This is a genomic window from Kitasatospora setae KM-6054 (assembly GCF_000269985.1).
Classification (GTDB): Bacteria; Actinomycetota; Actinomycetes; order Streptomycetales; family Streptomycetaceae; genus Kitasatospora; species Kitasatospora setae.
The window spans coordinates 6,879,454-6,891,485 of the sequence record NC_016109.1 but is presented as its reverse complement, the minus strand read 5'-3'; the positions used below and the strand labels follow the sequence as shown (position 1 = coordinate 6,891,485).

General features: G+C 74.5%; 11 protein-coding genes. 3 read left to right on the top strand and 8 right to left on the bottom strand.

Features of this window, described 5'->3' with window-relative positions:
- Positions 1-84: 84 nt before the first annotated feature.
- On the top strand, positions 85-513 hold the full coding sequence (locus KSE_RS30290; RefSeq protein ID WP_014139185.1) for a YchJ family protein: 429 nt from the start codon (positions 85-87) through the stop codon (positions 511-513).
- 9 nt (positions 514-522) lie between these two features.
- On the opposite strand, the gene KSE_RS30285 is transcribed toward KSE_RS30290, so the two are convergent.
- Complete coding sequence (locus KSE_RS30285; RefSeq protein WP_014139184.1) at positions 523-1,554, bottom strand: GNAT family N-acetyltransferase; 1,032 nt, start codon at positions 1,552-1,554, stop codon at positions 523-525.
- Positions 1,555-1,576: 22 nt separating this feature from the next.
- Positions 1,577-2,509, bottom strand: a complete 933-nt coding sequence (locus tag KSE_RS30280) for a polysaccharide deacetylase family protein (protein ID WP_014139183.1) — start codon at positions 2,507-2,509, stop codon at positions 1,577-1,579.
- A 268-nt stretch (positions 2,510-2,777) separates the two neighbouring features.
- Between KSE_RS30280 and KSE_RS30275 the strand changes: the two genes are divergently transcribed.
- Positions 2,778-5,267: an ATP-dependent Clp protease ATP-binding subunit gene (locus KSE_RS30275; RefSeq protein ID WP_014139182.1), complete on the top strand. Its 2,490-nt coding sequence runs from the start codon at positions 2,778-2,780 to the stop codon at positions 5,265-5,267.
- 93 nt (positions 5,268-5,360) lie between these two features.
- Positions 5,361-6,002, top strand: a complete 642-nt coding sequence (locus KSE_RS30270; RefSeq protein ID WP_014139181.1) for a hypothetical protein — start codon at positions 5,361-5,363, stop codon at positions 6,000-6,002.
- A 1-nt stretch (position 6,003) separates the two neighbouring features.
- Here the strand turns inward: KSE_RS30270 and KSE_RS43460 are convergent, their stop codons facing one another.
- From KSE_RS43460 to KSE_RS30245, 6 genes are all read right to left on the bottom strand, one after another.
- Positions 6,004-6,171, bottom strand: coding sequence for a hypothetical protein (locus tag KSE_RS43460; RefSeq protein WP_014139180.1), 168 nt, complete (start codon positions 6,169-6,171; stop codon positions 6,004-6,006).
- Positions 6,172-6,262: 91 nt separating this feature from the next.
- A complete protein-coding gene (locus KSE_RS30265; protein ID WP_014139179.1) occupies positions 6,263-7,324 on the bottom strand; it encodes a PRC and DUF2382 domain-containing protein in 1,062 nt (353 codons plus the stop codon).
- Positions 7,325-7,445: 121 nt separating this feature from the next.
- Positions 7,446-7,679, bottom strand: a complete 234-nt coding sequence (locus KSE_RS30260; protein ID WP_051056002.1) for a hypothetical protein — start codon at positions 7,677-7,679, stop codon at positions 7,446-7,448.
- A 40-nt stretch (positions 7,680-7,719) separates the two neighbouring features.
- Complete coding sequence (locus KSE_RS30255; protein ID WP_014139177.1) at positions 7,720-9,072, bottom strand: DUF2252 domain-containing protein; 1,353 nt, start codon at positions 9,070-9,072, stop codon at positions 7,720-7,722.
- Positions 9,073-9,176: 104 nt separating this feature from the next.
- A complete protein-coding gene (lpdA, locus tag KSE_RS30250; RefSeq protein ID WP_014139176.1) occupies positions 9,177-10,583 on the bottom strand; it encodes a dihydrolipoyl dehydrogenase in 1,407 nt (468 codons plus the stop codon).
- On the bottom strand, positions 10,580-12,010 hold the full coding sequence (locus tag KSE_RS30245; RefSeq protein WP_014139175.1) for a M1 family metallopeptidase: 1,431 nt from the start codon (positions 12,008-12,010) through the stop codon (positions 10,580-10,582). The genes lpdA and KSE_RS30245 overlap by 4 nt, the downstream gene beginning before the upstream one ends.
- Between the last annotated feature and the right edge of the window lie 22 nt (positions 12,011-12,032).

Sequence of the window (12,032 nt, the reverse complement as noted above, 5' to 3'; positions counted from 1 at the left end):
ACGTCCCGACCCGGCCCGATCCGGGCCGATGATCACACCGCAACGCTGCGGGAAGGGGCCGGAACGACGCGCGATAATGGCCCCATGGCCCGCCGACGCGTCCCCACCGCCCCCACCGCCCCCACCGCCGCCCCGACCGACTGCCCCTGCGGCCTGCCCGCCCGGTACGCCGACTGCTGCGGCCGGCTGCACCGCGGCGAGGCCGCCGCGGCCGGCGCCGAGCAGTTGATGCGCTCCCGGTTCAGCGCCTTCGCGGTCCGCGACGAGCCGTACCTGCTGCGCTCCTGGCACCCGGACACCCGGCCCGCGTCGATCGACTTCGACCCGGCGCTGCGCTGGGAGCGGCTGGAGGTCCTGGGCACCGGCGAGGGCGGCCCGTTCCACACCGAGGGCACCGTCGAGTTCCGCGCCCACTACCGGGCGGGCGGCCGGGCCGAGTCGCTGCACGAGCACAGCCGCTTCGTCCGCCACCAGGGCGAGTGGGTCTACCTGGACGGCGACGTCAGGGGCTGAGCGGAGCGCTCAACTCCCGCCGAGCAGAAGGTGCTTGAGGCCGAGCAGCGCCCCGCCCGGCCCGCGCGGGCGGAGCCAGCCGCGGTCGGTGCGGTCGACCGCGCCGAAGCGGTACTTGTAGGGCTCGTCGCCGCGCAGGAAGTCGAAGGTGCGCACACCCTCGGCCGCGCTGCTGCGGATCGCCGAGTCGACCAGGGCGGTGCCCAGCGAGTCGGCGGCCCAGCGCGGGTCCCAGCCGGTCTGGTAGTAGGCGAACCGGTCGGCCCACCGGAAGCCGTACAGCACACCGACCAACTCGTCCCGGTGCCGGGCGAGTTGGAAGGCCGGGCCGCGGCCGGGCACGGCCTGGGAGAGCAGCAGGCGGTGCAGCGGGAGCCGGTCCGCGGTGAAGCTGCTGGCGCCGCCGGCGGCTTCGCGGCGCAGCCGGTGCAGCCGCAGCAGTTCGTCCAGCAGCTCCGGTTCGGCGGTGCCGGGCGGCAGCCAGTGGAAGCTGAGGCCGGCGGCGGCGAGCCGGCGGTGGGCGCGCCGGTTGGCGGCCCGGAAGTCGCGGGAGCCGAGCCTGTCGGGGCCGTCGGTGAGGTCGGCGCGCGGGCAGGCGGTGCGGGCGACGGGGCGGCTGCCGGGGGGCAGCAGGCCGGTGTGGGCGGGGTCGAGGCTGGGGAGCCAGAGGGTCTCCCGGCGGGCCCGGTCGGCGAGCCAGCCGGCCACCTCGGCGCGCCGGTGCGGGCGGACGGCGGGGCCGCAGTGGTCGGCGGCGCCGGGGCCGGTGCCGAGCAGGGTGAGCACGGGGACCTCGACGGGCAGCCGGCGGTGCGCCCGCAGCCGGGCGGTGGCGAGCGGCAGCACGGCTTCGGCCCGGCCGTCGGGGCCGCGCCAGACGGCGATCTCGCCGGCCTGTCCGGCGCCCAGGGTGCGCCACCAGGCGAGCACCCAGTCCGGCCCGGCGAACCACGAGCCGTCCGGGTCCTGGTCGACCAGCTCTCGCCAGTCGTGGACGGTTTCGCCGTCCAGCTCGGGCGTCCGGTGGATCTCCGGCACCATCTCCCCCTCCCCTTCGCGGAGTTCAGCGGCCGCCGCGCAGCCGGTGCACGGCGGGGTGCAGCCCGGACAGGATGGTGTCGAAGCGGTCCCGCCCGGTGTGCGAGTTGACCCGCAGCCGGCTGATCCGCAGCCGCTGGGCGGGGACGAGCTCGGCGTGCCGGTGGTCGAACAGGAAGCCCGTACGGTAACCGAGGGTGCGCAGCACGCGTTCGGCGCGCGGGTCGTGGTTGCCGTTGGGGTAGGCGAAGGAGGTCGGCGGGCGGCCCAGCCAGCCGGTCAACTTGTCGTGGGCGCCGACGAGTTGGGCGTCGATGTCGGGGTCGGTGCAGTGGTCGAGGCAGGGGTGCGAGGCGGTGTGGTTGCCGATCGCGATGCCGGAGTCGGCCAGTTCGCGCAGTTCGCCGCCGGTCAACTGCCGCCGCCTGGGGGCCTGTTGCTTGGCGGTGGCGCGCAACTCGGCGAGGGAGCGCTGCCGTTCGGCGTCGGCGAGGTGCTTGAGCCGGCGGACGGCGGCGGCCGGGCCGAGGCCGCGGAGCGTTTCGGCCCGGCCGCCGTGGGCGACCAGGTGGGCGGCCTCGGTCCACCAGTAGGGCTGGTCGCCGTCGATCAGGTCGGTGATGACGTACGCGGCGGCGGGGATGCCGAGCCGGGCGAGCAGCGGCATGGCCACGCCGTGGACGGTGTGGTCGCCGTCGTCGAAGGTGACCAGCACGCTGCGGGCGGGCAGCGGGCGGCGGTGCTCGGCGGCCCGGGTGACCTCGTCGAGGCCGACCGGGCGGGCGGTGCGGGCGAGGCGCTCCATCTGGGCGCGGAAGGCGGTCGGGTCGTCGACGCCGTGGTAGGCGAGGACGGCGAGGCGGCGGGCGGCGCGGGCCCGGAAGACGGGCTGGAGCGGGGAGCGGCGCAGCAGGGCGTCGATGCCGCGCCGCCTGGCGGCGCGGTCCGTGGTCGGCATGGGCCTGTCCCCCTCCGGTGGCGCGTGCGGGTGCCCCGGACGGCGGCCCGGGGTGCCCGCTGGAGCGTGCTGGTCATCAGAATCCCATGATCAGGTAATGCCTGTCCCAAGTTCCTGGAAGCTGGCTGAGTTCCTGAGTCCTGGCTGGGAGGCGGCCGTGAAAGCGGGTGCACCACCTGTCCGGATCATCCCGCTGAGCGTGCCGGACCCCGGATTGGCATAGTTCGGGAGGACTGCTGCCCGTTCCGCCCATGGGAGTGTCCGCACGATGACCATGCCCGGCTTCGGCTCCTTCGGTTCCGACGACGCCTTCTCCGACCTGCTGAACCGCTTCTTCGGCCTCAATCCGGCCGCGTCCCCGCCCGCCGTCCAGCGCGTCCCGATCGGGCGGCTGCTGACCGAGTCCGCCCGCGACCTGATCGCCCGCGCCGAGCTGCGCGCCCAGGAGGACGGCAGCACCGATCTGGACACCCCGCACCTGCTGTGGGCCGCCACCCGGGTCGACCCGTCCCGCGGCCTGCTCGCCCAGGCCGGCGCCGACCCGGACGAGCTGGCCGCCGCGCTGGAGCGCAGCCTGCCGTCCGGCTCGGCCGACCCGTCCGTCGACCCGGGCCTGACCCCGGCGGCCAAGCGGGTGCTGATCGGCGCGCACGCCCGCTCGCAGGCCGCCGGCGTCTCCTACATCGGGCCGGAGCACATCCTGGCCGCGCTGCTCGGCGACCCGGACTCCGCGGCCGGCCGGCTGCTGAACGCGCAGGGCGCCGACCCGGCCCGGCTCCAGCGCGGCGCCGAGGTCGCCGCCCGCGGCGAGCGCGCGCCCGCGAAGGCGGAGAGCCGGACGCCGACCCTGGACGAGTACGGCCGCGACCTCACCGAGGACGCCAAGCTCGGCCGGCTGGACCCGGTGGTCGGCCGGGCCGAGGAGATCGAGCAGACCGTCGAGATCCTGTCCCGCCGCTCCAAGAACAACCCGGTGCTGATCGGCGAGCCCGGCGTCGGCAAGACCGCGATCGTCGAGGGCCTGGCCCAGCGGATCGTCACCGGCGACGTGCCGTCCACCCTGAAGGACCGGCGGGTGGTCTCGCTCGACCTGTCCGGCCTGGTGGCCGGCTCGAAGTACCGGGGCGAGTTCGAGGAGCGGCTGAAGAACGTCATCGACGAGGTCCGCGAGGCCGCCGACTCCACCATCCTGTTCATCGACGAGCTGCACACCGTGGTCGGCGCGGGCGCCGGCGGCGAGGGCGCGATGGACGCGGGCAACATGCTCAAGCCCGCGCTGGCCCGCGGCGAGCTGCACGTCATCGGCGCCACCACCATCGACGAGTACCGCAAGCACATCGAGAAGGACCCGGCGCTGGAGCGCCGCTTCCAGCCGGTGCTGATCCCGGAGCCCTCGGTCGAGGAGACCGTGCAGATCCTGGAGGGCCTGCGCGACTCGTACGAGGCGCACCACCAGGTCCGCTTCACCGACGAGGCGCTGCGCGCCGCCGCCGACCTCTCCGACCGGTACGTCTCGGACCGCTTCCTGCCCGACAAGGCGATCGACCTGATCGACCAGGCCGGCGCCCGGGTCCGGCTGCGCGGCCTGGGCCGCTCCACCGAGGTGATCGGCCGCGAGGACGAGCTGGCCAAGCTGCGCCGCGAGAAGGACGAGGCGGTGGCCGCCGAGGACTTCGCCCGCGCCTCCGAGCTGAAGGGCCGGATCGCCGACCTGGAGGCGCAGGCCGCCGAGATCGAGGAGCGCCGCGAGGGCGTGGTCTCGGTGACCGTCGACGACATCGCCGACGTGCTGTCCCGGCAGACCGGCATCCCGGTCTCCCAGCTCACCGAGGACGAGAAGGCCCGGCTGCTCAAGCTGGAGGACGAGCTGCACGCCCGGGTGATCGGCCAGGACAGGGCGGTGGTCGCGGTCTCCGAGGCGGTCCGCCGCAGCCGGGCCGGGATGGCCGACCCGAACCGGCCGGTCGGCTCCTTCCTGTTCCTCGGCCCGACCGGCGTCGGCAAGACCGAACTCGCCAAGGCCCTGGCCGAGTTGATCTTCGGGGACGAGGACCGGCTGGTCCGCTTCGACATGAGCGAGTTCCAGGAGAAGCACACCGTCTCCCGGCTGGTCGGCGCCCCGCCCGGGTACGTCGGCTACGACGAGGCCGGCCAGCTGACCGAGGCGGTGCGCCGCCGCCCGTACAGCGTGCTGCTGTTCGACGAGGTCGAGAAGGCCCACCCGGACGTCTTCAACGCGCTGCTGCAGGTCCTCGACGACGGGCGGCTGACCGACGCGCAGGGCCGCACCGTCGACTTCCGCAACACCGTGGTCATCATGACCTCCAACATCGGCTCGCAGCTGATCCTCTCGCACAAGGGCGAGACCGAGGAGATCCGCGACCGGCTGATGGAGGAGCTGCGCGGGCGCTTCCTGCCCGAGTTCCTCAACCGGATCGACGACATCATCGTCTTCGACGCGCTGGACGCCGACGACCTGCTGCGGATCGTCGACCTGATGCTCGCCAACTCCGAACGCCGGGTGAAGGCCCAGGGGTTGGAGCTGGAGGTCACCTCGGCCGCCAAGGACTGGCTGGTCGGCAAGGGCCACCAGCCCGAGTTCGGCGCCCGCCCGCTGCGCCGCACCATCCAGACCCAGCTCGACAACCGGCTCGCCACCATGCTGCTCTCCGGCGACCTCCAGCCGGGCGACACCATCGTGGCGGACGCGAAGGACGGCGAGCTGGTCTGCTCGATCGGCCGCCCCGAGCCGTCCTGACCCCTCGCCCCTGGCCGCCGGAGCCCCCGCCGACCGCCGTCGGCGGGGGCTCCGGCACACCCGCCGACAGTGCCGCCTGGCAGACTCCCGCCCATGAACATCACTGCCGCGCCCACGAGTTGGGACGCATGCGTCGCACTCTTCGACTCCCGCGCCCTGCCCGTCTCCAGCTACCAGAACCTCTACGACGAGACCTACGACGTGCACTCCGGCGCGCTCTCCGTCCCCGGCCCGCTCGACCTGGACGCGCTCGACCTGTACGGCACCGGGCTGGTCGTCGACGGCGACCTGACGGTCGAGGGCGCGATCCTCAACGCGGACGACGGCTGCCCGGCACTGGTCGTGCTCGGCGACCTGACCGCCTCGGCCGTGCACCTGGAGGGCGACGCCAAGCTGCTGGTGCGCGGGAGCGTCCGGGTCGGGGCGTTCGTCGGCCACATGACCGACAAGCTGGTGATGATCGGCGGCGACCTGGCCGCCGGGGTGACCGTGCTCTCGGCCGGCTTCTTCCCCGACCTGGTCGGCGGCGCCCTGACCGGCCCGGTCCTCGCCCCGCCCTACGCGCTGGCCGAACTCGGCCACGAGGTGGCCGCCCCGCCCGCCGCCGACGTCCTGGTCCCCGAGGTCCTGCTGGCCGACGGCGAGCGCGAGGACACCCCCTTCGACGCCCCGGGCGTCCACGGCGACCGCCTCTACGACCACCTGGCGGCCGGGCGCCCGGTGCTGCGCGGCTGACTCAGCGCGGGGTGGACCGCCCGGCGCGGCCCATCCGGACGCCCGCCACCAGCAGGGCGCCGACGAACAGCACCGCGCCGATCACCAGCAGCCACAGCAGGCCCTTCACCAGCACCCCGACGAACCCGCACACCACGGCGACCAGCAGAACCACCAGCAACCACGCCATCTCGGCCTCCCTCGGCCCGCTCGCTCGTGCCACCCGCGCCCGCACCCGCTCCGGCGGGACCCGGCCGCACGCCGGGTCCCGCCGGACGGGGTCACCGGTGGCGGCCCTGCCCCGGGGCGTCCTTCCCGGTGGCCGGCGGCGGCTTGCGCGCACCGTCCGGCCCACCGTCCGGGAGTTCGGCCTCGATCCGCTCCTTGCGCACCTCGCCGGTGACGGTCCGCTGCTCGACGTGCTCCTCGGTCACCAGCCGGACCCGCTCCACCGGCACGGCCTCGGTGCGCACCACCGGGCGCTCACCGTGCAGGGTCACGTCGTACTCGGCCTCCGAGATCGGCTCGCCGGACAGCGCCTCGCCCCGGTTCGCCTCGGTGATCGGCTCGCGCTCGACCCGGACCTCCTCGTGCCGCACCGGCACGGTCTGCCGCTCCTCCTCCGTGACGACGTACTTGCGCAGCCGGGCGTGCCCGGTCTCGTAGCGCTCGACCCCGACGCGCATCCGCTCCTCCGAGCGGGTCATCGCGTCGTCGCCCCGCGCCGCGGCACCCCTGGTGCCCGCGGCGCCCGGAGCACCCTTGGCGCCCGGCCCGGACGCCCCGGCCGGGCCGGAGGACTTCCCGGCGGCGGCGGCGGTGGTGGGTGCGACGGGGGCGGCGGGCGTACCGGTCAGGCGGGTGTCGGAGGGGCTGGTGCCCACCCGGCCCTCGGCGGTGGGACGACCCGCCGCCGCCCCGGCCGCACCGACGGTCCCGGCGGCGCCCGCCGCCGTCCCGCCCTGCTGCTGCCCGTGGGCCCAGCCGCCCTCGCCGGGCCGGTTGGCGGCCTTCCAGGCGTCGTCCCAGGCGATGCCGTAGTGGTCGTACAGCCGGTGCTCCTCCTGCTCGGAGAGGTGTCCGCCGCGGTCGACGTCCACGTTCGGCGCGTCCTTGACCTTCTCCTTGCTGTAGGGCACCCGGATGTGGCCGTCGACCACCCGGGCGTCCCGGATCGGGACGAAGGTCTCGCCGGAACCGAACCAGCCGGTCTTCACGCTGACCCACTCGGGCTTCCCGGTGGCGTCGTCGAGATAGAGCCGGCCTGCCTTGCCGATCTTCTCCCCCTCGGCGTCCTGGACGGTCTGGTCCGGCACGGAGCGGAATTGCTGCTCGGTGATCATGCGTTCACGTCTCCTTCACATTCCAGCACTGGAGCGCGTGGCCGACCGGCGCGGAACCGAAACACCGCGCCCCCGTTCTGGCATATGCCAGAACGGGGGCGCGGCGGCCCGACGACCGCGGCTACACCGCCCCGTCGCCGTCCCCCTCGCCGTCCCCGTCCCCGTCGCCGCCCGGGTCGGGCTCCAGACCGGCCTCCTCGCGGTCCTCCTCGGTGCGCTCCTCCAGCTCCGCCTCGTCGGGCCGCCGGGGCAGGCCGCCGCCGTGGCCGCTGTCGGGGTCGCCCTCGACCGCCTTGTTCGACTTGTGGTGACTCACGGTTGCCTCCAACGGTGGGGTGGACGTTCCTGCCTCCATCAGCCCCCGCGGCCGGGCGGAGCGCAAACGGGACGCCCGGTCAGGCGTCCTCGGCCTGGACCTCGCCGGAGGCGATGGCGGCGGCCAGCCGGGCGTGGTCGGCGGTGTTGAGCTTGGCGTAGTGGTGGGCGAAGGCGGCGATCGCGCGGTCGAAGGTGTCGCTCCGGCCGAGGTAGGCGGCGATCGCGATCCGGTCGCCGGAGCGGGCGTGGGCGCGGGCCAGGGCGGCGCCGCAGAGCGCGGCGTAGGCGCGCAGGCCGCGGGTGGTCATCCGGCCGACCTCGGCGGAGCCCTTCATGTCGCGCAGTTGGCGCCAGTAGAAGTGCCGGCCGCCGGGGCCGGTCATCCAGCCGAGGAAGATGTCGCCGGCGGCCTGGGTGAGCCGCTGCCCGGCGACCACCCGCTGCCCGTGGTGGGCGTACTGGCTGGGCTTGGCGTAGGGCTCCAGGACGGACGCCCGGGCCTCCTTGACCTGGAGCACCAGCGGGTCGTCGGCGTCCCGGCCCTGGAGCAGGACGACGAAGCAGCGGGTGCCGACGCTGCCGACGCCGACCACCTTGCGGGCGGTGTCGACGTACCGGTAGCGGTCGAGCAGCCGGCCGCGCTCCTCGGGGAGGGTGGCGCGGTAGTCGGCGAGCATGCCGTGCACCTCGTCGGTGTCGAAGCCGACGTGCTCGATCAGCGGGGGCTGGTCCTTGAAGCGGCGGCGGCCGTTCGCGGTGGTCTCGGTGAGCTTGCCGGCGGCCTGCAGGCTGTCGCGGCGGCGGGCGGCGGTGATGCTGGCCTCGGCCTGCTTGCGGGGCCTGCCCTTGCTGTTGGCGAGCAGGTCGTCGGCGTCGATCCGCCGGTACCAGACCGGGAGTTCGCCGAGCCCGGCGAGTTCGCGGATGTGCTCGCGGTAGCCGCGGACGGCCTCCAGCACGACCCGGTGGGCGTCCTCGGGGCTCTCGCCGTTCTCCCGGGCGGCGACCGCGAGGCTGGCGGCGAGGCGCTGGACGTCCCACTCGAACGGGCCGGGCAGCGTCTCGTCGAAGTCGTTCAGGTCGAACAGCAGGGCCCGCTCGGGCGAGGCGAACAGCCCGAAGTTGACCAGGTGGGCGTCGCCGCAGAGCTGGACGGTCAGGCCGCTGTCGGGGGCGGTGGCGAGGTCGCCGGCCATCACGGCGGCGGCCCCGCGCAGGAAGGCGAACGGGGAGGCGGCCATCCGGCCGTTGCGGATCGGCACCAGGTCGGGCAGCCGGCTCTCCGCCTGGGCGCGCAGCACCGCGAGCGGGTCGGGCCGGCCGGCGGCGGGCCGCCAGTGCCCGGCGGTGGAGCGGGGGGCCCGTCGGCGGGCGGCGCGGCCGACCTCGGCGCGCTCGTCGACCGTCAGGTAGGGGGCGGGGGCGTCCATCGGGGGCTCCTCACGGCGTCGGGCCCCGAGACGTACCCGCCCCGGCGCGCTCCCGTACCAGCGGGGGGGCACCGGGGCGGCGGGCGCTCACCCGAACGGCGGCACTACATGTTGATCATGTGGCCGGCCAGGCCGTGGATCGCCTCCTTGACGGCCTCGCCCAGCGTCGGGTGGGCGTGCACGTTGCGGCCGACCTCGTGCACGGTCAGGTCCCACTGCTGGGCCAGGGTCAGCTCGGGCAGCAGCTCGGTGACCTCGGGGCCGATCAGGTGGGCGCCGAGCAGCTCGCCGTGGGTCTCGTCGCTGATCACCTTGACGAAGCCGACCGGGTGCCCGATGCCGTGCGCCTTGCCGTTCGCGGTGAACGGGAACTTGGCGACCTTGACCGCGTAGCCCTGCTCCCGGGCCTGCGCCTCGGTGTAGCCGAAGCTGGCGACCTGCGGCTGGCAGTAGGTGGCGCGCGGGACCATCACGAAGTCGATCTCCATGGTCTCCGCCCCGGCGATGGTCTCGGCGGCGATCACGGCCATCGACTCGGCGGCGTGCGCGAGCATCAGCTTCGCGGTGACGTCGCCGATCGCGAAGATGTGGTCGACGCTGGTGCGGCCGCGCCCGTCGACCGCGATCGCGCCGCGCTCGGTGAGCCGCACGCCGGTGACCTCCAGGCCGTAGCCGTGCACCCGGGGCACGAAGCCGATCGCCTGGAGCACCTTGTCGGCCTCCAGCACCTCCTGCTTGCCGTCCCGGGTGACGGTGACCTTCACCGGCTTGTCCGGGTCCGAGTCGTCGATGCTGTCGACCCGGGTGGAGGTGAGCACCTGGATGCCCAACTTGCGGTACTGCTTCGCGAGTTCGGCGGAGACGTCGGCGTCCTCCAGCGGCACCATCCGGTCCAGGAACTCGACGATGGTGACCTTGACGCCGTAGTTGTGCAGCACGTACGCGAACTCGACGCCGATCGCGCCGGCGCCCGCGATGACGATCGACTCCGGCAGTTCCTCGGTGAGGATCTGCTCCTCGTAGGTGACGACCCGCTCGCTGAGCGCGGTGCCGGGCAGCAGCCGGGTGGTGGCGCCGGCCGCGATCACGCAGTGGTCGAAGGTGACGACCTCGAAGCCGCCGCCGTTCAGCGCGATCTGCAGGGTGTGGTCGTCGACGAAGGTGCCCCGGCCGTCGTACTCGGTGATGCCGTTCTTCTTCATCAGGTAGTGGACGCCCTTGACCCGGCCGTCGGCGACCTGTCGGGAGCGGCTGAACGCCTTGCCGTAGTCGAAGGACACCTTGCCGTCGACCCGGATGCCGTACAGCTCGGCCTCGTTCAGGACGGTGTGCGCGAGCTCGGCGTTGCGCAGCAGGGCCTTCGAGGGGATGCAGCCGACGTTCAGGCAGACGCCGCCCCAGTACTTGGCCTCGATCACGGCGGTGCGCAGGCCGAGCTGGGCGGAGCGGACGGCGGCGGTGTAGCCGCCGGGGCCGGCGCCCAGGACGACCACGTCGTAGTGCGTGCTCATGTGCCTCGATCCTTCAGGAAGCGACGGACGGCCTCGCGGCCCGTGCCTCCCAGTACACCAGGCCGGGGCTCCGCGACCGCTCCCGAGGGCTCGAGTGGGGCCGCGGGCGTCGGCAGGTCGGGGAGCGCGCCCCGGTGCAGCCAGGCGTCGAGCAGCGGGCCGAGCGGGCGGTCGGTGTAGCGGGCGGCGTGCGCGGCGAAGTCGTCGGTGGTGACGACGGCGTGCCGGTAGGCGGTGGACCAGTCGCGCAGCAGCCGGAAGAAGGCGGTGTCGCCGAGGGCGCAGCGCAGCGCGTGCACGGTCAGGCCGCCGCGTTCGTAGACCCGGTCGTCGAACATGTGCCGCTTGCCGGGGTCGCCGATCGCCAGGTCCTGCGGGAGGCCGCGCAGTTGGAGGTGGGCGTCGGCGGCCTTGCGCTGGGCGGTGGGGCCGCCGGTGCGCTCGGACCACAGCCATTCGGCGTACTTGGCGAGGCCCTCGTTGAGCCAGATGTGCCGCCAGTCGGCGATGGTGACGCTGTTGCCGAACCACTGGTGGGCGAGCTCGTGGGCGACCAGCCGCTCCCAGCCGCGCCGCCCGTCGACGTGGTTGCGGCCGAAGGTGGCCATGCCCTGCGCCTCGACCGGGACGTCGAGGTCCTCGTCGACGACGGCGACGGTGTACCCGTCGAACGGGTACGGGCCGAAGAGTTCCTCGAACAGGCGCATCATCTGCGGCTGCCGGGCGAAGTCGTGCTCGAACCGGGCGGTCAGCGGCTGCGGCACCCAGCCGCTCTGCGGGACGGTGCCGGGGGCCCGCTCGGCGAGCGGCACCTGGCGCAGCGGGGCGATCGCCAGGCCGACCAGGTAGCTGGCGGTGGGCGCGGGCTGCTCGTACACCCAGGTGGTGGCGGAGGAGCGGGTGGTGCGGCTGAGCAGCCGGCCGCCGGTGACCACGGCGTAGGGCGTGGCGGTGGTGACGGTCAGCTGGTAGGCGGCCTTGTCGGCGGGCCGGTCGTTGCAGGGGAACCAGGACGGGGCGCCGGTGGGCTGGGAGGCGACCAGCGCGCCGTCGGTGATCTCCTCGAAGCCGAGGCCGCCCCAGGGGCTGCGGACCGGGCGCGGATTGCCGGACCAGTGCACCTCGCAGGTGAAGACGGCGCCGGCGGCGGGGGCCTTGGCGGGCTTGACCCGGAGCTTGCCGTCCCGGTGGGCGTAGTGCGCGGGCCTGCCGTCGACCAGCACCTTGCCGATCCGGAAGTCGGCGAGGTCGAGGGTGAACTCGCGCAGCGGTTCGGGCCCGGCGATGGCGGCGATCCGGGCGGAGGCGGCCAGCCGGTTGGGGCCGGGCCGGTAGTCGAGGGCGATCTCGTACCGGTGCGCCCGGTAGCGCGGGTCCCCGTGCCGGGGGAAGTACGGGTCGGCGACGGGGGCCTGCTTGGGGTTCACCGGTGGGGTTCCTCCTGGCGCG

Bases quoted from the DNA above. Each gene is read 5' to 3' on its own strand.
- KSE_RS30280 (WP_014139183.1), bottom strand. From the start codon at position 2,509: ATGCCGACCACGGACCGCGCCGCCAGGCGGCGCGGCATCGACGCCCTG.
- KSE_RS30290 (WP_014139185.1), top strand. From the start codon at position 85: ATGGCCCGCCGACGCGTCCCCACCGCCCCCACCGCCCCCACCGCCGCC.
- KSE_RS30260 (WP_051056002.1), bottom strand. From the start codon at position 7,679: ATGGAGGCAGGAACGTCCACCCCACCGTTGGAGGCAACCGTGAGTCAC.
- lpdA (WP_014139176.1), bottom strand. From the start codon at position 10,583: ATGAGCACGCACTACGACGTGGTCGTCCTGGGCGCCGGCCCCGGCGGC.
- KSE_RS43460 (WP_014139180.1), bottom strand. From the start codon at position 6,171: ATGGCGTGGTTGCTGGTGGTTCTGCTGGTCGCCGTGGTGTGCGGGTTC.
- KSE_RS30270 (WP_014139181.1), top strand. From the start codon at position 5,361: ATGAACATCACTGCCGCGCCCACGAGTTGGGACGCATGCGTCGCACTC.
- KSE_RS30275 (WP_014139182.1), top strand. From the start codon at position 2,778: ATGACCATGCCCGGCTTCGGCTCCTTCGGTTCCGACGACGCCTTCTCC.
- KSE_RS30285 (WP_014139184.1), bottom strand. From the start codon at position 1,554: ATGGTGCCGGAGATCCACCGGACGCCCGAGCTGGACGGCGAAACCGTC.
- KSE_RS30255 (WP_014139177.1), bottom strand. From the start codon at position 9,072: ATGGACGCCCCCGCCCCCTACCTGACGGTCGACGAGCGCGCCGAGGTC.
- KSE_RS30265 (WP_014139179.1), bottom strand. From the start codon at position 7,324: ATGATCACCGAGCAGCAATTCCGCTCCGTGCCGGACCAGACCGTCCAG.